Genomic DNA, 20955 nt, shown 5'->3' on the forward strand with positions numbered 1-20955 from the left:
TACCCCTTTTTCGGTCGTTTTAACCATTTTTTCGACAGGTTTGACGCCGAAACGCCCCGTTTTGCTGGATGCTTCTCGTGCAGTTCAAGAAACCTCCGATATCCAGCCTTGCTGCCTTCGGGATCTGTCACTAATCTTGGCTCTTTGTATTTTGCGTCATGCGAATGCCATCGCCAGCGAAAATACGTTTCCGCATCTCACTGCCTACAGGCAAGTACGATCTGTGGAATAATGAATAGGAATTTGCGGTATAGCAAGCTAGTCATGTATGTGATCATAATCTCTGTCGTTAGTGGCCAGGGCTCGATGACCATCGTTTATCGCAATTTCCAACGATCGTATACGTCGTCGAGCCGTTTCGTCGGCCACTCGGTCATTCGAATATTGACTATGATCAATAGCAGTCGGCGATGCATACGAGTTTTTCTCGGTTCTTGGCGATCTGCGCTTTCGTGATCGGATTGCTGTCGATTTTCATTACGACATCGTCTGGAATGCGATACATCAGCGGTTGCACCGGGTCGATATGACGGGCAAAGGCGACTTCGCCATTGCCGAACCATTCTTCACTGTCATCTTTTCGCTTGTACTGTTCGGCAGGCTCTTCATGCATCCTCTTAATTCCAGGCCAATCGGATCCGGAGTTGACAGCGGTCATGCAACTGTTACGAGTTCTCCCTGGGCACATTGCATTTAATTCCGTATTATAAAAATTAAGGAATAGCCAAGTTGCGTCTTTGCGCCGTTTCGGATCTTCGGGGGCAAGATAGACCGCGTCACCTGCTAGAAATACACGGTCTCCTGTTGGTTTGTGGGTTTTAGGGCTGATTGCCCTGCCTTCTTTGTCGAAGAGAACATAAAAAAAGATGTTCGAATATGCTGCAGGCGCAATCAGATATGGATTTTTCGGTACAATCCTTTCAAGCATGACTGCCTCCTCGCCGCCCGTGCTGGTTGATGCTATATACAACCAGTAACGGAAAGGCCAAGTGCTAACAGGCTTATGTTCCTCTGCCGTCATAAATTCGCTGTTTTTTATCCAGCCGGTAGTGCCGCTGACTTTGCAATGGGTCCAATCATCCGTAGTTTTCTTAATGCACGGATCGACAGCGCCACTCTGGTTTATTACCGGTTTATCTTTGAGTGTGACAGCTGGCGTTGAATCGCCTTTGTTACGGTAAATATTAAGGATACCGTTTGCGGGGAAGATTGCCTTGTCCAGGTCCCATCCGAAGTTGGTATAGGATTTGCCATCAATGGACTCTCCCGCAAAGACGCTTTGTGAAAAAAGCAAAAGCAGGAAAAGCAGGCGCATGATTTTAGTAGCCAAGTTCAGTGTCCCTCACGGTGATATGCAGGTGGTTTCGGTGCAATACTTCATTGCCTGTGATCATGTAATTAGGCGTAGCCGGATTATTGTCACGCGTGTTTATATCCATTTCCCACGGATCGAACGTCTGCTTGACATCGTTATTTTCTCGCAATTTTTTGATAAATTCACGAATGGGAGTCTTGTCATTTTTATGTATCGCTGCCGCAGCGGCATCCCGTTTGCTCGCCTCCTGCTCCGCTAGTTTCTTCAACTCCATTTTCTCGTCGTCTGTCGGCGTCTTTTTCTGTTGAAGGCGCTTTTTCTGTGTCATCAGGTTCATGTAGTCTGTATCGGCGCCGGAAGGACTGCGGTTGAGCGTCAAGTCATGATCATCTACGACAATACGTTTCACATCCAGCCCGACGCCAACGCGGTGCAGTACCGAGCCTAGCATCGGCCGCCAGCCCGATGCTATCTCGAGTTCGGACGCGTCCAGTTCAAAAGCTGCCTTTAAGAAAGCTTTATAAGTCTGAGGGTGTACTCGAGGAATAATTTCGGCTTTGGCCACCGTGAGGCCCGTAATCATGGGGATCGTATCTCTGCAATTCTGGAATGCATCGGATTTCCAGATAATTTTCATGCTCTTCTTATTTGGTTTTGTAACGTTCAGAGATATAACGCTGCCATTGACAGTGGCATCTCCGTCAAAGATTTTCTGAAGCGCTGCTCCGATTTCCTGAGGTTCTCCATCGCATTCTGTATTCGCCTCTTCCGGCGTGAATTTGTGGCTGAACTTTAACCACGTGGTCCCGAACAGGCTTGCGGTATACGTTTTTTTTGTTCCTGAGACGATTGGTTTTGACGGCACCTCATCGGAGACATCATAGTCTTTTGTTTTGATCTCGGAAATCCTCACCACGACGTCAGTCAAACCTTCGTTTGCCCGTACACGGTACAGGGGCGCGCTGCGATATTGTGGTTTCGCATCGTTGCCAAGGTAGAGCGCAACCTCCTTCCCGAATGGCACCTTTTCTCGTATTTTGCTGTTGCTCATTAGTGAAATGCGCTGCCCGTTTCTGAGCGGCTTCCCTTGATCGCCTGACATCTCCGCGACGAAGTACGGCAATTTATTCAGGCGGTCCTTGGAGCCCCGGGAAGTATCGAATTCCCATGTAACATATACGCCAGGCTCTTTTACAACCTCTTGGATATGGTTGTCGGACTTTTTTTGCGTTCCAGATGCTTGAATCGCACCAGCTTGCTTTACAGTTGATAAGGGCGGTTGTGGCGACGGGACGGCATCGGTTTTTTTCGCTGGCTCGGCAGGAATGTCCCCCTGACGTGGCGGCTCGTCATGCACCTTGTCCTCAGCGGGGGCTGCTTGACTGAACGCTTGGCTATACCATGGCTTGGTTTTAAGTTCTGCAGCGATGACCGTTTTCGCGGCGGCGCCGGCAGGTTTACTTGACTGTTTCTTCAGAGATTGCCCTGGGTCGGGACGGGGTAAATGCAGTTGTACGGATGTACGTGTGTCGCTCAGGGCAACAGCTGTCATGCCCTGGTTGTTGGTCTGCCCCTCGATTTTTTTTTGCTCGCCGTTGCTCGTAAAAAAGGAAATTAAATAACGCAGGCCGCTTAGTGGTTTGCCATCAACTCCTTGTACCTGGAATTGCCGGGCGTGGGGGATCGGCTCGATCTTTCCTTCTTTCCATCCCTCGACCTGACCGATCGCCGACATGAATTTGCCCAACTCTTCCTTGGTAAGAGATCCCACGGTCCTCTCGGCATCGAGACCGCTCAACTTCTTGACAGTGGCTGTATAGTGTTCCGGATTGTTGTTATCGGTGGAGGGCGCGTATTTTTTAAAAACCTCGTTCAGTTTTTTTTCGGAGTAAAAATGCTTCAGTGAATACTCTAAAGCCGCAAGTCCGTCTTCACGATTGGCGAATGCTGCGAATTTGCCGCCCCTTCCAATCGACAGTCCGCTTTTTTCGGCAGCGACGAGATTGCCAGGATTGTTATTGCGCCACGCCCGGGTGCCTCCCGAGTGCAGGAATTCTGCGCCATCCGAAGTCACGTAAATGACGCTGTTCTGCTCCCCGTCACGCGCCTGGATGTATTTTTTGTCCGTCATTTCCCGGCCTCTCTGCCATCTGGAGAAGCTTCAGTTTCAATGGCACGATTGACGTCGCAGTATGCTCCTTTGGATCCGTAAGCCCTACGCTCCTTGAAATATTGTGCAGGTGTGCCAGGTGCACCTTCAACGTTCTCAGTCAACTCGAATACGACGAAGCGTACCGTGTGCTTATCGGCCCATTCGCCTTTTCTCGACGCGTACACGATCCGCAGAATATGTCCATCGCGGAAAACACGGGTTCCCGAGACTGCACAGTCGGCGCCAGAACGCATTGTCAGAGACGGCTGATAGTCTCCATTGATCTCAAAGGGGATCGCTTCAGCCGGCCCGCGCGGGTTTCTCTTCAGAAAACTGATCGTTTCCACTGCGTGGGCATTGTTCAGGTCAATAATTGTGCGCAGCGCCACGATCTCGCCGCCAACAAGTTTGATGGGCGTCAGGTCCCCACGCAATGCAACTGTCTGTGTCTGGGCTACCGCCGAGCTGGCGGCCAGCGTCAGGACACTAGCACTCGCTATGGCTCGCATCTTCATCGCTTTCCTCTTCACAAATCCACTGCAAATCACGGTCGAATATTATGTAAGTCGCTTCAGGGTTTTCAGTGTCGACGTGGGCTGTCATGCCATCTGCGTCCGTAACGCCTCTGATTTCTTGTTGATCTGCCACGTATATCGTGTAGGCCTGATTGGCCATTGGCATACCGAAGGTGTCCTTGAGCTTAAAACGTTGGCCGAACTGATGGTTTGGATTCGGCATGGTCGGAAGATCGAACTGCGCGCTTGTCGGACCTGTGAATTCCTTCATGCTCGCCTTGAACTCGATCTTCCCGGGCCCATGCACTTCGATGTTCCCGCCTGAAAGCCGAATGTACGCGCCCTGAGCCGTCAACAGCACATGTTCTCTGGCCGCCACACTTACGTTCTTCGCGATGCTTGCCACCGTGACCGTCTTGTCGGCCGTCAGCCGTGTCGGACCGCTTTGGCTTTGCGTACTGACTTTGCCGCTTGCCGCATGCATGCGGATGCCCGTTTCCTGGTTCGGTTTGTTATCGCTCGTAGCCTTACCGTACGTGAACAGCCTAATACCTGCCCTGACCGCGTGAATCATGTTGCCTTGCGAGGCAAAGCCGATGTCCTGGCCCGCCGTGATGCTGACAGTCGCGCCTGAGGCAACGACGGTCGATGCCGGCGTGAGCGCCGCGATACCGGCAGGCGTGTAGAGTTGGAGTTGCGGTTCGCCGTACGCGGTCACATCTCCGGCGGGGGACGTCGCGGTCAATGTATCGCCGGCGTTGGCAAGCGCTTCGACTCCCGCCAACTTGTCGGGAGCGGTGTCCCCGGGCAGCTTGGCGTTGTGCTTGTTCGCCGTCTCGGCCAGGCTGTGTTGAAGTGTATGCGCTTGTTCGATCTGCGATGCGGCCTGTCCGGATTCGAGCGCATTCGTGTCGGCCGACGCGCGCTCCGTCGCAACCAGCATGCCACGCCCGGCCCGCACCGCGACCGCATACTCCGTCTTCAGCTCCGCCCCCAGCCCCACGGCCCCCAGCCGCTGGTTATCCGTCTGATGCACGAGATGCCCGAGATTCAGCTCCGCCGTCCCCCGATGCGCCTTCGCGTGCCGCTGCAGCGCCACGCGCGCCTGCCCCGGCGTGTCGTCGAACACGAGCTGGCTGTACGCCCCGGCGCCATTGCCGCTGGCCTGCATGGCCTGGCTTTTCAGGCCCGACAGCACGGCAGCGTGAGCGTGCGCGGCGGCCGCGCCGGGGAACCACGCGCCCGCGTTGCCGGTTGCCGCGCCGGGGCCGCCGACCACCGTGTTGTGCTGCGCGGCGTCCGCGCCCGCACCGTTGTAGACGGCGCCGATCACCACGGGCCGGTCGATGTTCCCGTCCAGGAAATCGATCAGCACTTCCTGGCCGACGCGGGGCAGGGCGTGGCTGCCCCAGTTGGCGCCCGCGACCGGCGCGAGCGGCGTCGCCACGCGCACCCAGGTGCCGGCGCCGTCGTCGGCCGGCGCGCCCGTGTGGCCGTCCGGTTCGGGATGATCGAGGCGGCTGTGGCTCGCTTCGCCGCGCTGCCAGTGGAACTGTACCTTGATGCGGTGGTCGCGGTCCGTGTGGATCGCGCTGCCCGGCGGGCCGACGACGATGGCCGTCTGCTGCCCTTGCACCGTCGGGCGCGGATGCAGCAGGCGACCGTGGCCATCCAGCTGGCTGTCGCGGTACGGCGTCGCAGCGGGGATCGCGTCGAAGCTGTTGCGGTACACGGAGCGTTCCGCGATGCGCTTGCCGCGCGCGTGCAGGCTTGCCGACAGTATCTCGTCATTGAGCGCGGCAACCGGATCGTGGCCCAGGTGGCGGACGAGCGTCGACGCGGTATCGGCATCCAGGTTGTTGTGCGCGAGGTGGCGCACGCGCACGAGCAGGAAGGGGGCGGCCGCGCTGTCCCAGGCGCCATGGTCCGCGAGGGTGAACGTCGTGCCCGGCGTGAAGGTGCGCACGGTGCCCGCGCCCACGTGGACGATCTTGCCCGCCTCCAGGGCCTGCAGCTGGCGCTCGGCGATGCGCGCGCCGTGCTCGCGGCTCGTGTACGCGTACACGCCGGGGATGTCGCGGCTGGCCAGTTCGATCGGGTCCCGTCCGGCCGCGCCGACGTCCCGTGCCTGGCGCGCGCGATAGTCCCAGCTGCGCAGTTCGATGGCGTTCGTGGCGACGCGCGTCTCGGTGCGCCAGCGGTCGATGCTGTCTTCGCGCATCACGGCGCCGGACTGCGTAAAGCGCACCACGGCCTGCGTGTTCGACTTGAACGCGTCGTTGCTGTCGGCGATGACGAGCGTGTGCGCCCCGAGCGTCGCGCCGTCCGGATCGCCTGCGTGCTCGAAGAAGGCGAACAGGCCTTCCTCGCTCATCAGGCGCCGCACGAACGCGAGATCGCTTTCCTGGTACTGCGTCGTCAGGCTGCGCAGCGGGTACAGCGACCGGTCGACCTGGAAGCGCCAGGCCGGCGCCAGCCTGCCCTTGCCGTCGTACGCGGAAAACACGGTGTCGATGATGTCGACGATCGTCTTGTCCTGGAAGATGCGGCTGTCGCGGCCCAGCGCGAGGAATGCCGTCCAGGGTTCGATCGTCAGCGTGTACCGGGCCAGGCCGCCATTCGCGCCCGTCATCTCGGCTGCCGTCACGTGGCCGTGGAAAGGACGCACGCCCTGGAACGGCCCGGCCAGCAGCTCGAGCAGCACGGGCTGGCCCAGCAGCGATTTGAGCGCCAGCCCCGCATCCGTCGACAGGGCGGACACACGCAGCCGGTAGCCCGTCGCGATGGCTTCCTCGCCATGCAGCGATTCGGCCAGCAGGACGTCGCCGCCCAGCGGCGTATGCAGGCGCAGCACGCGGCTCGACTGGGTGAAGCGCGCCACGAGCGCCCGGATCGCCTGGGCCGTCAGTGGAAGAGAGGGTGTCGTCAGCATACGCGGGGTTCTCGTTGTCGCATGGTTCAGGTGCCGATGAATGCCGCGCACAACGCATCCAGCGCGGACTTGAGCGAGACGTCGGACCGCTTTAGGTGCCTGGACACCTTTTCGACGGCATAGTCGGTGTCGACCTGGTCTTCGACCCAGTCCAGGTCGTCGAACGCGATATAGCGCTCGCTGCCCGCTTGTGGATCCATGATCGCCTGCAGCGTCTGGGCCGAGGCGCCGCCGAAACCGAGCACGAGGCGCGGCCGTGCGTCGATGCGCGTGACGAACAGCGCGAGCTCGAAATCGGCGCGCGCGAGGAACGGCGCGATCGCATGCATCCAGTAGGCGCCAACGAGGCCGCGGTACAGCGGATCGGCCGGCAGTGGCAGGACCAGGCTTTTCTCCAGCCGGCTTGTGCTGCTGGCGAGGACCGGCTGCAGCAGCATGCCCAGCGCCAGCAGCACCCGGCGCACCGAGCCCGCGTAGCCGGCCTGCGCCAGCAGCGCCTGCAGGGTGTCGAGCGACTGCAGTTCGATGAAGTCGGTAAAGGCCGGCGCGTGGGCATCCGCACGCAGGTCGAGTTCGAGGACCTGGCCGGCCGCCGCACGGAGAGGCGCGTCGGCGTCGACGGCCGTCACCAGTCCCTTGCTGAGGGATTCCAGGCGGTTCCACAAGAAACCCAGCAGCAATGGCGCGGACGGGACGAACGCGCCCGGTTCGGCCACGTCCAGCATGCCCATCATGAGGAACGGGAAGCGGCGCCCCGACTCGTCGCTGCTCGCGACGATATGGCCGGCGATCGCGTGCCGGCGGCGCGGACCCGCGATGACGAAGTGCAGCGGGGCGACTGCGTCGTAATTCGCCTTCCAATGCGCGTCCGCAGTCATGAGGTCCATCGCGCGCGCGAGCCAGTCGTCCAGGAGTTTGACGAGCGCCGGGTTGTCGGAACCTTTGACGAAGTCGCCGCGGCTCGGGATCTTGCCGAAGTAGCCGATCGACACGGGGGTGGACGCGAGACTCATCAGGCGGCGGCGGAAGCGGTGACAGCGGCCGGGCGGACCACGGCGATACTTCGATGGACCGGATCGGCATTCCCGACGCACAGGACGGCGCCCGCGCCATCCAGCGCCTGGCGGCGGGCCAGCGCGAGCGCGGCCAGGAACGGCACGGCACCCGACTGTCCGCAAGCCGGTCCGGTGGTCCGCACGTCGATGCCCGCATCGAGGTGCGGCAGGTCGTCGTGGGCCAGTGCCATCGCTTCGAGGACGCGGTTGCTGCGGTGGTCGGCATCCGCGAACAGTGCGGACACGGTGGATGCGTCGACGGCCGTTTCGGCCAGCACCCGTGCCGCCAGCCGACGCAGGTCCGCGGCGTCGATGCGGGGCATGGCGTCGGCCGATGCGCTGCGCGTGGTGCTTGCCGCCTGCAGCGTCGGCGCCGCGTACGCGGTATCGCCCAACAGGAGCCCCGCGGCGCCTTCGCCCGGCACCAGTCCCTGCGGATGGGCGGCGGAGAACAGGGTGCCGTCGGCCGCCATCCTGTCGACGACCGCCTGGTCGATGCGCGAATCGAAGGTGAGCAGGATGGTCAGTGCCGGATCGTTGTTCGTCTGGCCGGCCAGCACCGACAACAGGGCGCTGGCGGCGGCCGCGGGTTCGCCCGCTGGGGCGGGGCTGACCGCGATCTTGTCGGCATCCCATCCGGCCTGCGCGGCGACGTGGACGAACCACGCGCCGGCCGCCGTGCGCTGTGCTGCGGTCCAGTCGGCAGGCGCCAGGGGTACGATGCGCAGCAACGGGTCGCCGACGGCGGCCAGTGCCGCGGCGTCCGCAAGTTCGCTTACGACGGCGCTGGCCAGTTCGACGGCGCGCCAGTGCGCTTCTCCGAAGCGGACGTCCGAGTGGCCCTGTGCGGCGAGCCACGGCTCGGCCTCGGCCCGCCATGTGCCGTCACCGGCGGACGGCACGCGTACGCTCATCACGGGATAGCCGGCGTCGTCGACGAGTTCCGGGTCCAGGTCCGGGCGCGCGCGTCGTGCGTCGAGCGCGGCGGCCAGTTCATCGACCGAATCGCCGTGGCGCGTGCGCACGGCCGCATCGACCAGCGCGAGCGCGGGCAGGCGCGCCGCTGCGGCGGGAGCAGGTGCGGCGGTGGCGGCCGGCGCGGCGGCATCGGCTGCGGGTTGCGGCTTCGCGAATCGCCGGACCAATACGACGGCGGCCAGCACGGCGAGCGGCAGCGCGACCAGGTACGTGACCAGGTCGGACGTGGATGGCGCGCGGTCGGTGCCGCGCCAGGTGAAGATGGCGCCACCCCAGAAGGCGCCGAACGTCAGCATCGTCAGGATGCCGCCGCGGATCCATGTGCCCATCAGGTCCGTCTCCGCATGCGGCTGCGGCGGCGCGGGTTACACATGATCGACCGTAGCCTGCTGGCCGGCGACCAGCGTGGCGCCGCAGCCGGCCTTGTCGCCATGGCGGGCGGCGGCCTTGCCATCGACGATGAACGTGGTGTCGCCGCTGACGATGGGCGAGCGGCCGTGGCGCGGACACACGGTCATGTCGCCCACGCGCGCGATGCCCTTGCCGTCGCAATCGCTCAGCGTCGACGCTTCGATCACGCTGCCGCCGTGCGATGTCCTGTCACCCAATACGATCAATGGTCCTGCCATGCTTTTCTTCCGTCACCGTTACAAATATTCGGCATGCAATGTTACATGCAGACAATATTTTTCCCGCATTATAGCTGGGCAAAAGCGTGTTATTAATCACGGTTTGTAACAGTTGTGCAGTTTCTTTCAGGCTATAGCGTAGCGCTCGTGATTAGCGTAAAGTTAAGTTTGTTAAGTATGGATGAGTTGGAGAGTGTGTCTTGCAGCAATCGATGACCCAGGCGCTGGAAGCGCTGGCCGCCCTTGCCGGATTCGACAGCGTCACGCGCCTGTACGCGTTGCGGATTGGGGACGGCGATACGGATTTGCCGGGCGGTGAACTGCTGGTCGAGGCGTTCGTTGCCGACGATGCGGTGCAGGGGCTCGGCGTACGCGACGTGATCGCGCTGTCGACCAGCGCCGCGATCGACCCGTCGTCGCTGCTGGGTCGCCCGGCCGCCCTCGAAGTCACCCTGGCGGACGGCACGCGCGCAGACTTCTGCGGCGAGATCTGCGCGGCCGCGCAACTGGGCAGCGACGGCGGCCTGGCGCGCTACCGCGTCCGCATCGCGCATTGGGTGTGGCGCCTGGCCCACGTGCGCAACAGCCGCGTGTGGCAAGACAAGTCCGTCGTGGACATCGTCGACGACGTCTTTTCCGCCTATGCACCCGACGCGCGCTGGCGCTGGAGCGACGACGTCGGCCCGTTCATGGACGGCGCCAACCCGCGCAGCTATTGTTGCCAGTACCGCGAATCGGACCTCGCGTTCGTCGAGCGCCTGCTGGCGGAAGAAGGCCTGGCTTGGCGCTTCGAACAGGCCGACGATGGTCCGCGCATGGTGCTGTTCGCGGACAGCCGCGATGCGTCCGCCGTGGGCGACGACCCCAGCATCGACGGCGGCGGTGCGCGTTTCCACGGCGCGCACGCGCGTGAAAAGAGCGACAGCGTGCAGGCGCTGGCGGCGCTGCGCAGCGTCGGTGCAGCGGCCGTCACGCTGCTCAGCTACGACTACAAGAGCAAGCAGGCCGTGGCCGCGAACTCGCCGTCGCGGCTGTCGAACGGCAGCCTGCCGTGGCTGGAATCGTTCGACACGCCCGGCCAGTACGCCTATGCCGACAGTGCCCAGGCCCGCCGCTACGCCGACCTGCAGATGGAATCGCGCGAGGCGCGCAGCCAGTTGTGGCGCGGTCGTTCGACCCTGCGCACGCTGCGCGCGGGCACGCGCCTGACGGTGACGGGCGCTCCGGTGGGCGCGCTTGGCGCGGCTGCGCCGTTCACGATCCTGCGCGTGACGAGCGTCGGCGTGAACAACCTGCCGACGCGGGCACAGGATGCGCTGGCCGAGTTGTTCGGCCCCATCCCCGAGCTGCTGGAAGAATCGCTGCGCGACGACTTGCCGGAAGATTTCGGCCTGGCGCTCGCGCAGGCACGCACCGCCGGCTATGCGAACTGCTTCGAAGCCGTCGCCGCCGACGTCGTCTGGCGTCCGCAACTGGACGGGAGCGACGGCCGCAGTCACCCGCGCCCGACGGCGGCCGGCGCCCAGAGCGCGATCGTCGTTGGCGCCGACGGCAGCGATACGTCGCGCGGTGCCGACGAACTGTATTGCGACCGCCTGGGCCGCGTGCGCATCCGCTTCCACTGGCAGGACGGGGGCGACGCCACGTGCTGGGTGCGTGTGGCGCAGCGCCTGGCGGGCGGCGGCATCGGCAGCCAGTTCCTCCCGAGGATCGGGCAGGAAGTGATCGTCCAGTTCATCGAGAACGACATCGACCGCCCGATCATCGTGGGCGCCCTGTACAACGGCCAGGGCGAAGGCGGCGTGACGCCGACCCCGGGCGGCGAGCACCGCGACGCCGGTACCGATCCGTTCGATGCCGCGCGCGATCATGCAACGTCCGGCCAGGGCAACCTCGCCGGCGGCAACAGCCCCGTGTGGCATGGCGCCTCGGCCGCACTGGCTGGCCACCGCAACGCCGCGGCCCAGTGGGGCGTGCGCACCAAGGAATTCGGCGGCGCGGGGTATAACCAGCTGCTGTTCGACGACACCGACGCGCAAGGCCGCGTCCAGCTGCGCACGACGCACGCGGCGACGGAACTGAACCTGGGCCATCTGATCCACGGCGCCGACAACTACCGCGGCAGCCTGCGCGGGCAGGGCGCCGAACTGCGGACCGACGCCTATGGAGCGCTGCGCGCGGGCGCGGGCCTGCTGGTATCGAGCTACCGCATCGAGCATGACGCGTCGTCACGTGACCCGGCGGGCGACAACGTGGCCGGCATCGCGCTGCTGAAACAGGCTGTCAAGCTGGGCGAGACGTTCAGCGAGGCAGCTGTTACGCACAAGACTGTCGGCCTTGCGGCGCACCTGGGCGCGACAAAGGCCAATGCCAGCGCGCTGGATGCGAAGGCGGCGCCGTTGCAGGCCATGTTGAATGCGGTGGCCGGCACGGTGGCGCTGGATGGCGCTGCATCGGGCGACGATAAGCTGCCGCACGTGGCGGCGCCCGTGATCGCTGTGTCGGCGAAGGCCGGGCTGGGTGTGACGGCGGCGGATGCCGTGCAGCTGTCGAACGGCGAGACGGTCAGCCTGATGAGCGGGCAGGATACGCAGTTCGTCACGGGTGGTGCGCTGCGTGCGAATTCCGGACAGGCAATCGGCGTGCTGGCCGGCGCCGTGAAGGCGGGCGAGGGCGGCGTCGGGCTGCAGATGATCGCGGCGCAGGATGCGGTCGACGTGCAGGCGCAGGCCGGGACGCTCGATGTGCAGGCGCGCGATGACGTGCATGTCGTCAGTGTGAATGCGCATGTGGACTGGGCGGCGGCGAAGCGGATCAGTTTGTCGACGGCGGATGGGGCGAACATCACCATCGAGGGCGGGAATATTACGGTGCAGTGTCCGGGGAAGATTGCGGTGTATGCGGGTAAGAAGAGTTTTGCGGGGCCAGTCAACATGGACTACGCATTGTCCAAGCTTCCGCGCTCAGCCCTGCCGCAACGCGCCATGCAGTTCAAGATGCGGCTAATGGACACCCCTGGTCCGAACGGTCATCCGTTGGGTAACACGCCATGGAAAATCGCCATACGTGAACAACCCGAAGGGCTCCAGCTGATCGACGACGACAATCTCCTTGCCGAAGGCGTCACCGATGACGACGGCCATGTGCTGCTGACGCCGGACGACGAAAAAAGGCTCGCGGAAGCCTATGCATTGCATCCTGACCATACGTGGCTCGTGTATCCCGGACAGGTCATCCATATCCACGTCCAGGTGGAATCGGAGGCGTGGGATGAAAAACAGAAACTGCTGCACGCGCTGAACGCTGCCGATTTTAGTGCTGAGCTGCATGCGGCGACGTTTAGTGCCGGAGCGCCGCCACAAACGAACTATGCGAAAGAAGCATTCGAGATACCCAGCTCAAACGGCATTTTTGAAAAAATCAAGATCTGACGCCTTCGCCGATTTGCCTTATCCAATGAAAACCGAATGACAAGCAAACAGATTTCGCAACTGATTTCGGCGGACGGGACGCCGACCGCCACCGCGGTGTCCGCACCCGGATGTTTCGTACATGATGACGTACCTATTGCAAAACATCCTGACATTACTTGGGGTAAAGTCTTCTCGGAGCCGAGTAACGGAAATTCGGTTGATTTCTACGTTACAGGGGAAGAATATTTCGCGGCAGTCGCGGATGCGATTGCAGGCGCCAAGAAATCCATTTACATAGCTGGGTGGCAGGTCAATTTTGACGTAGAGCTGATCACGGGAAATACACTATACGAGTGTCTCGAAAAAGCCATTGACTCGAACCCGGCCTTGCGGGTCTACATCATGCCATGGCTCTCCCCCAAGCTCGGTGTCAATACAGGGGATTTTGAAACAATGCTCGCGGTCTATCAGTTGAACGCTGGCCTGCCGCCCCCAGTACGTGCGTTCGCTTTGCCTGCAATTGCCCAGAGCGATATGGCGGGGGGACTAGGGATCGGATTTTCACATCACCAGAAACTGGTCGTTATCGACGAAGTCCGTGCATTTGTAGGCGGGATCGACCTTGCTTACGGGCGTCGAGATAACGGCCGATTCCCGCTTGCGCATGAAGGCCGTGTTGGCAACGAAGTCTACAACACCTGCATTCCACCGATTCATGAACTAACGAAAGTCGAACAGGTCAATTATTTGACCAGAAACGAACTCGTTTGCGCTTGCTTCGACGGCTTCCTGGCTAAAGCTGGCGCCTGGTGGGAATCGGCATCGGGCAGACCGGTTGCCACGGTGCTGGACTGGAAAAGAGCCGGCAGCGATTTCGCCAAGGACAAGCGGCAAGAAGTCAGCGACTGGTGGAATTCCAAGGACCTGATGCCGGAATTCATTCGCAGTCTGCAGGATAAACCTGTCGAGGCCGTGGACGATCTGACGCGTTGGACTTATCGACGGATTAATCAGAGCCTGAACGGCAAGCTCGATCGTCTCCGACAAACTGGATCGGCGCATGTGAGCACGGCAAGCGCCGCGCTCGTGGCCTGGTTGAATCACGCCAGCATGGAGCAATTGCCAGCCGAAGTGCGTCAGGAGACAATCAAGATTATTGAAATGTTCGGCATTGCCGTGCTCAAGCAGCTGAGTGTGTCTGCCGACAATCGTCCGAAACGCTACAAGAACCTTCGCAAAGTCAGAAAGATGTTGCCTCCTGACGGAAAGGTTTTGTCTCCATCTCAACCTCGTATGCCGTGGCACGATGTCCACGCATCGATCCTGGGACCGGCGGTCAGCGATCTCAGCAGAAACTTTATTCGGCGCTGGAACTCTGTTGCGCATCGTTATGAGGTTTCTTATCGAACTAGAGCTGGGACAGAGGTGTCTGCCTTGTTCGACGCCTTCGGGTTGCGTCCTACCGCCTCTGTTCGGTTACCTCGTATTTCTCCAAGCATACCGAAGAAGGACCAAAGTAAGCACGGGAAGTGTTGGGTGCAGGTACTGCGGAGTGCGCCTGCGACGTTGCAGCGCGACGAACAGATGGCTGACCGCGCAGGTGGCACCGACATCAGGGGAATCACCCACGAGCAGAATAATTGTCTTAAGGCGATGCTTACTGCGATCTACGGTTCTCAGAAATTTATTTATATTGAAGGGCAATTTTTTCAATCGGAATACGGGGCCGATTCGTCGAGAAAAAGAGTCAAGGATAATGTCGGCCCGATGTCGATTTTAACGGACATTGAGTCGGTGCCAGGCTACGAGAAGTATGCGAAGCGCCTCGGGATTTATGGGGTTTCATGGGATGAAATACCAAGCAAAGTCAAGTGGTCGGAGTACGATGATGTTGCGCGTGACATTAAGGCGGGCGGAAACGTTTTTGTAAACGATTTAAAGGCGGTCCTTGGTAACATTGCGGCGATCAAAGGCTCGCTATTGGCGGGTAAGCCTCAAGAGCGCGTCCTTAACCAAATTGGCGAGGCATTAGCAAATCGAATCGAGAAGGCAATTTATGACGGGCAGCCATTTCATGTGTATATGGTTCTGCCTGTTCACCCGGAAGGGACATTGAATACGCTGAATATAATGTCTCAGACCCACTTGACGATGCAGTCATTAGTATTCGGTAGTGAGAGTCTTGTCAATCGTATTCGACGCGCCGTACGAAGTATCGAAATAAAAAATTCCAAAAATATAAACCTTGCCAGCGCAAAGGCGATCGTGAATGATTACAGCCTCAAGGATCTTGAGGAACAAGTTGGCGATAGATGGAAACGTTATTTGACGATGCTTAATCTACGTAACTGGGACGTTCTGGATGGCCGTCCTGTCACAGAGCAAATCTATGTGCACTCGAAACTGCTCATCGCCGACGATCGTGTGGCCGTACTCGGAAGCGCCAACATCAACGACAGAAGTCAGCTAGGGAATCGAGACTCCGAACTCGCTATCGTCGTCCGAGATGACGAGCAAAAGAGCGTCAACTTGGACGGTGTCAAGCCGGCCTTGGTGAGCTCTTGTGTTCATGGTCTCAGAGTCAGACTTTGGAAGAAACTATTCGGTTTAACGGGAGGTGCACATCCAGCCCGTTCGCTAGCTGATTTCGTTGAAAAACCCGCCGCTAAAGAAACGTGGGAAGCGATTCAGACAGTTGCATATGCTAATGCGCAAGCTTATAAGGACGCTTTTCCATTTCTTCCGTCCGTCCAGTCTGAGCCAAGCTCAATTTGGCCCACATGGAACAACAGCAACCGCGCTCTGGATTATCATATGCCGTTCAACGAACGATTCTGGCGCGATGACGAAGTTCGAGACATGGCGTATTCGTGGCATGCCAAAACTCGGGCGAAGGAAAAATCCCCTAATAATATACAAGGTTTCATTGTGGCGTTACCTGTTTCCTGGACGAAGGGAGAAAATAATCTCTCGGCAATGAATCTTACAATCCTTGCAAAAACAGATCCGGAGATCGTTCCTCAGCAGACGGTAGCCAGTACAACCCAGCCGACTAGAACTGAAGTGAACGGTTAATCGGTCCACATATTTAAAACTAGTTTTCGGAATTATACAGATGTCTCCTGACGAATTCGTGCTCCACAAAGTGGGAAGCGTTTCTCGCCTTGTGGCGGTGTTATTATTATTGATGGGCGTTTCCAATGTGCTCCAGGCAGTGGAGTTGCGGGGCGAGCGCCAGCAAGACGAACCTTCACGGCCTCCAACCCCGGATGATCTATTAAAAATTACGGCTCCCGACTACAGGAAGCCAGCCGGAGTAAGCTCCGAGTGTTTGGGGCGCATGATGTTCGATGTGAATGAAACGATTGAGTGGCCGACATTCTATCGCCACAAGTATCCCGATGGAATCTTTGCGAGGTCCTTCAGTGACAATATCGAAGATCCTTATGACAGTATGCGCTACGGCGACACTTTCATTGCCGTAATCGCATCGACAAATGAAATACCGAAGGAAAAAGTCTTCGAAGACGTACCTCGCGCGCGAGTCGCCGCATTAAAAAAGTATATCGAAGAAAAGAACGCTTACATTGCAAGATTAAAAAAATCTGCAAAAACTGCTGACGCGAACAAGAATGAGATCGAGGACCAGTTAGAGGACATACAGCGGTTGGAAACGACGATTGCCAAGTATGGGGCGAATTATGAACAGTTCGAAACCGGCTTGCCGAACAGTGAAGGCTATTGGACCAGCGAGCATTCGTCAGTGGATAAAGCCGAGCGCGATTCGATCCTGAGGGCGTACCTCACCCGAGGCGATCATATCTTCGTATTCGAGTCTACCACCCGGATAAAAACTCCATCGGACAAGGAGACCCATAAGAAAAAATTCTCCCTCATGCTCTCGAACTTTCGCACACGTGCGGCTAACGAGATCCCATCAGAGAAAGGTGTATGTATTCCCTTCGGATTTATCCAGGATAACGGCGATACAGCTATTGCATTCAAACAAACGATGCGCTTCTCCGATGCCCCAGGTGTGTTATATACACTTAGTACGGGTAAAGTCACTTCGCGCAATATCAAAGCGACACCTTTACTTGCAATGGCCGAGGCGGCCATCTCGCCGCCGCCGCAGGAGAAGCCAAGCGATCCAGTGCCCAAGGTGGTCCAACGGATTGGCCCCCGGATAGTCAAGATGGGCGGGCTGTCTGCGTCACAGGGAGGCGTGCACCTAAAGCTTGATCAACCCGGAGGCAAGGGGTACGAAATTTACAGCGTGTTCACAGGGTATGGAGGATGGCTGGGCACGACGGTACTGCCTTATATTCTCGTGAATATGCGCACTATGAACAAGAATCTGGCTCCGGAATTGAAGGAAATCCCTCCGCCATTTGCCGTCAGTAAGAACCGCATGGACTTGATAGTCAAAAGTATGCGTTGGCGGCTAACCACGCCACCTATGCCGGAGCTGACTCGGAGATGACTTTGCGACGTCTTTAAGAGGTCATGCAATCGTTCTCGGTCAATATTCGCTGCTAAGGTCAGTTGACTTGAAGCATTCGGTGATCAGAATGCGTTGGTTGATGAACACCCTTTATATCCCATTCGGTCGAAAATCTCCTTTCATGGAAGCCCACGTTATCAATGAGAGAATATCGCAAGAGTGGTGGCCCAAGTGACTGCTGAAGTTATGCATGCAGAATGCCGCCCGTCATGTTGACAGGACAGTTGGCTGCCAGCGTACTCGTGTAAAAGGGCTTTTGGGTCGAAATGCCGATTGATCGGGGATATGCTCAGGGTAGAACTCTTGCACCTCCGATTTCACTTCCGAAAGTATCGCAAAGGTTGAGGAGGATGGTAATGTTGAGGAGGCGGCATGACGCATGAACTGTTTTGGTCAGTGATTATTTTTATTTTTACGGAAAACTTCTATCTTACCGCTGGGATTTGTCTTGCTGCATTATTCGTTCTAATAGCGAAACGCTTCTTTGCGCCAAATATATCTAATCGTGTGGCTGTCGGATGCAGGTTGTTTTTGGTGATAGGCGCAAGTGCTGCGGCAATGATTGCCGTTTTGAATCTTCCAAGCCACGGCACAGATGAGTCTCAACTGGCAATATTGGTTTATATTTTTGGCGCCAGTCCATTAATGGTAAGTGGCGCTGTCGCGCTATTTTTGCTTCCACGAAAAGCGGAAAAATCAAGGGCTTAATAAGCGTGGACGTTCGTACGGTTGAGGGGCGCGTATGGGATCTCGGAATTATAGTAATGCCTTGTAATGAATACTTGTGCTCTAGAGTGAAAATGGTTGCTTGCATTGTGGTCGCGTTGCTATTGTTGGGGGGCGTCCCCAATGTTCTCCATGCAGTCGAGTTGCAGGACGAGCACTCACAAGATGAACCTTCTCGATCTCCAACTGCTGATGACCTGTTAAAGGTAACTGCGCCCGACTACAAGAAGCCGGCTGGAGTCAGCTCCGAGTGTTTGGGACGTATGATGTTCGATGTTAGTGGACCCGTTGAGTGGCCGCTGTACTATAGTCATATGTACCCGAAAGGAATTTTTTCCAGGTCATTCAGTGTGAATATCAGGGATCCCTACGACAGAATGCGTTATGGTGATACTCTCATTGCGGTAATCGCCTCGGCAAATGGAATAGCGAAGGAAAAAGTCTTCGAAGCCACGCCTCGTGCGCGCGTAGAGGCATTGAGGAAGTCTATCGAGGAAAAGCACGCTTACATTGCGAGGTTGAAAAAGCCGGGGGAAATTAAAAACGCCAACAAGGATGAGATCGAGGACCAGTTAGAGGAAATAAAGCGGTTGGAAACGATAATAGCCAAGTATGGAACGGATTATGAACAGTTCGAAACTGGCTTGCCGAATAGTGAAGGCTATTGGACCAGCGAAGATTCGTCAGAGGATCAGACCGAGCGAGATTCAATCCTGAGGGCATACGTCACCCGCGGCGATCATATCTTTGTATTCGAGTCCACCACCCGGATAAAAACGCCATCGGACAAGGAGACTCATAAGAAAAAATTCTCCCTCATGCTCTCGAACTTTCGCACACGTGCGGCTAACGAGATCCCATCAGAGAGAGGCGTATGTATTCCTTTCGGATTTATCCAGGATAGTGGCGATACACCTATTGAATTCAAACAAACGATGCGTTTCCCCGATGCCCCAGGCGTGTTTTATACGCTCAGTACGGGCAAAGTCAATGCGCGTAATATCAAGGCTACACCTTTACTTGCAATGGCCGAGGCGGCCATCTCGCCGCCGCCGCCGGAGAAGCCAAGCGATCCAGTGCCCAAGGTGGTCCAGCGGATTGGCCCCCGGATAGTCAAGATGGGCGGGCTGTCTGCGTCACAGGGAGGCGTGCACCTAAAGCTTGATCAACCCGGAGGCAAGGGGTACGAAATTTACAGCGTGTTCACAGGGTATGGCGGATGGCTGGGCACGACGGTACTGCCTTATATTCTCGTGAATATGCGCACTATGAACAAGAATCTGGCTCCGGAATTGAAGGAAATCCCTCCGCCATTTGCCGTCAGTAAGAGCCGAATGGACCTGGTGGTCAAAAGCATGCGCTGGAGGCCGACCACGCCACCCATGCCAGAACTGACTCGGAGATAACTCAGCATAGGGGCGCAACGGTAGGCAGGGGCAACGTCTCTCTCCCCCGACCGGGGCGGGCCGCGTAACGCTCACGGTGCGGTATCACTACAACTTTCGTCAGGACGATCCCGCAGTAGCTTACGCTCAATGCGTCCGTGTCCAAAGTACGGGATCTCCGGACAATAACGACGCCCACCCGGCGTGTCGACCGGTTTCCACGCCGTGCTCTCCGTGCGCACGACCTTGAGTTCCCCCGCTGCGTCGCGCTTCCATATCGCGATGTCGGACGACGCGGATAGTCCAGTCGCGTCACAGCCGCTGAAGTCATCGAACGTCAACGTCAGGCGATCGCCGACCTGTTCCACCCGATCGGGAAATTCGATACGCCCCTCCCGATACTCGGGAATCGTGTAGCAATACAGGATCTTCTGGCCGACCAGCACCGGCAATTGCCCGCTCGATGCCGTGGCAGCTTCCTTGAGCCGCCCGCCATCCCAACGATACGTCGTCACACCATGTTCGCAGCACCCATTACGCCATTGCGACACAATGGTTTTGAATTTCTTGTCGAACTCGGGTGAGGTAATCCCTTGCAGCGTTTCCGGCGCATCGACGAAGCGCTGCGTGCGCGGATCGAACAGCCAGGTTTGCTGCGGGATGTTCGGTCCCGCCGGCAAACTCAGCGCAATCGTCAGATCCGGGAACCCGTCGAAATTGGCGTCGACGAGCGATGGAATGAAGACGTTGCCCGGACCCTGGGAATCGGTCGCCAGTTCCTGCGCGAGCTGGCCGTTTCGATAGATCCTGATGGCCGATACATGAGGCGCTTCGTCGCTGTCATCCGTCTCTTTCGGCATCGCGTCGGCAACGAGGCGGAGCTCGAACGGCACCGGCTGCGTGTCGCGCAGGTGCACCGGAAGCGTCTTCCTGCCATCGGGCGACATCCAGTTTCCCGAAGCGTTGTCTCCGTCCAGGTTCACGATCCAGCGGCCGGTCGCAATGTTCTTCGCAGACTGCGAATCGCGCTCGGTCAACTTGAGCGTGTTGGCTTTCACCGTGCCGGTCAGCTGAAGTTGTTGGCGCGTCTTCCCGGAACAGGGCTCATAGCAATACGAGCCCGACACATTCCCGGCGATGCGGCTCAGCGCCACGCTGATCGGCTTCGTGCCGAGTGTGCCGGACAGCGCGCGTTCCCAGACAGGAAATTCAACGCGTTGCTGCTTCGCCTCCTGGGCAAAGGCCTGTCCATGCGCGGACAGCAACGAACAAGCCGTGACGAATATGAAGATGTTGCGCATTTTGCTACCCGTGATTGATCCGGTCGAAGTCTACATGGAATCCCGAAACA

Annotated in this window: 13 protein-coding genes; 5 read left to right on the top strand and 8 right to left on the bottom strand. The window is 58.6% G+C overall.

Annotated elements, in window-relative coordinates; genetic code table 11:
* Positions 1 to 394: 394 nt before the first annotated feature.
* The 7 genes from P0M04_RS22410 to P0M04_RS22440 are packed head-to-tail and all read right to left on the bottom strand — an operon-like array spanning position 395 to position 9576.
* Positions 395 to 1330 (bottom strand): hypothetical protein, encoded by a 936-nt coding sequence (locus tag P0M04_RS22410; RefSeq protein WP_259449567.1) that lies wholly within the window; start codon positions 1328 to 1330, stop codon positions 395 to 397.
* Positions 1320 to 3446: a hypothetical protein gene (locus P0M04_RS22415; RefSeq protein ID WP_259449566.1), complete on the bottom strand. Its 2127-nt coding sequence runs from the start codon at positions 3444 to 3446 to the stop codon at positions 1320 to 1322. Before P0M04_RS22415 ends, P0M04_RS22410 begins: the two co-directional genes overlap by 11 nt.
* Complete coding sequence (locus P0M04_RS22420) at positions 3443 to 3982, bottom strand: hypothetical protein (RefSeq protein WP_259449565.1); 540 nt, start codon at positions 3980 to 3982, stop codon at positions 3443 to 3445. The genes P0M04_RS22415 and P0M04_RS22420 overlap by 4 nt, the downstream gene beginning before the upstream one ends.
* The gene (locus tag P0M04_RS22425) at positions 3954 to 6914 is read right to left on the bottom strand and encodes a type VI secretion system Vgr family protein (RefSeq protein ID WP_259449564.1); all 2961 of its coding nucleotides are present in this window, start codon (positions 6912 to 6914) and stop codon (positions 3954 to 3956) included. Before P0M04_RS22425 ends, P0M04_RS22420 begins: the two co-directional genes overlap by 29 nt.
* Before the next feature lie 26 nt (positions 6915 to 6940).
* Positions 6941 to 7927 (bottom strand): type VI secretion system-associated protein TagF, encoded by a 987-nt coding sequence (gene tagF / locus P0M04_RS22430; protein WP_259449563.1) that lies wholly within the window; start codon positions 7925 to 7927, stop codon positions 6941 to 6943.
* Positions 7927 to 9276: a hypothetical protein gene (locus P0M04_RS22435; protein WP_259449562.1), complete on the bottom strand. Its 1350-nt coding sequence runs from the start codon at positions 9274 to 9276 to the stop codon at positions 7927 to 7929. Before P0M04_RS22435 ends, tagF begins: the two co-directional genes overlap by 1 nt.
* A gap of 36 nt (positions 9277 to 9312) precedes the next feature.
* On the bottom strand, positions 9313 to 9576 hold the full coding sequence (locus tag P0M04_RS22440; protein WP_259449561.1) for a PAAR domain-containing protein: 264 nt from the start codon (positions 9574 to 9576) through the stop codon (positions 9313 to 9315).
* Positions 9577 to 9788: 212 nt separating this feature from the next.
* On the opposite strand from P0M04_RS22440, the gene P0M04_RS22445 reads away from it, so the two are divergent.
* The 5 genes from P0M04_RS22445 to P0M04_RS22465 all read left to right on the top strand — a co-directional run bounded on the left by P0M04_RS22445 (position 9789) and on the right by P0M04_RS22465 (position 19625).
* Entirely contained in the window at positions 9789 to 13007 is a 3219-nt protein-coding gene (locus P0M04_RS22445) for a type VI secretion system Vgr family protein (RefSeq protein WP_259449659.1), read from the top strand.
* A 36-nt stretch (positions 13008 to 13043) separates the two neighbouring features.
* Positions 13044 to 16064: a phospholipase gene (locus tag P0M04_RS22450; protein ID WP_259449560.1), complete on the top strand. Its 3021-nt coding sequence runs from the start codon at positions 13044 to 13046 to the stop codon at positions 16062 to 16064.
* 40 nt (positions 16065 to 16104) lie between these two features.
* Positions 16105 to 17472 (top strand): T6SS immunity protein Tli4 family protein, encoded by a 1368-nt coding sequence (locus P0M04_RS22455; RefSeq protein WP_259449559.1) that lies wholly within the window; start codon positions 16105 to 16107, stop codon positions 17470 to 17472.
* Positions 17473 to 17865: 393 nt separating this feature from the next.
* Positions 17866 to 18201, top strand: coding sequence for a hypothetical protein (locus P0M04_RS22460; RefSeq protein WP_259449558.1), 336 nt, complete (start codon positions 17866 to 17868; stop codon positions 18199 to 18201).
* A 92-nt stretch (positions 18202 to 18293) separates the two neighbouring features.
* Complete coding sequence (locus tag P0M04_RS22465) at positions 18294 to 19625, top strand: T6SS immunity protein Tli4 family protein (RefSeq protein ID WP_259449557.1); 1332 nt, start codon at positions 18294 to 18296, stop codon at positions 19623 to 19625.
* 71 nt (positions 19626 to 19696) lie between these two features.
* Here P0M04_RS22465 and P0M04_RS22470 read toward each other — a convergent pair whose 3' ends face one another.
* Positions 19697 to 20905: an XAC2610-related protein gene (locus P0M04_RS22470; protein WP_259449556.1), complete on the bottom strand. Its 1209-nt coding sequence runs from the start codon at positions 20903 to 20905 to the stop codon at positions 19697 to 19699.
* Positions 20906 to 20955: the final 50 nt, after the last annotated feature.

Source organism: Telluria mixta, assembly GCF_029223865.1.
Taxonomy (GTDB): domain Bacteria; phylum Pseudomonadota; class Gammaproteobacteria; order Burkholderiales; family Burkholderiaceae_D; genus Telluria; species Telluria mixta.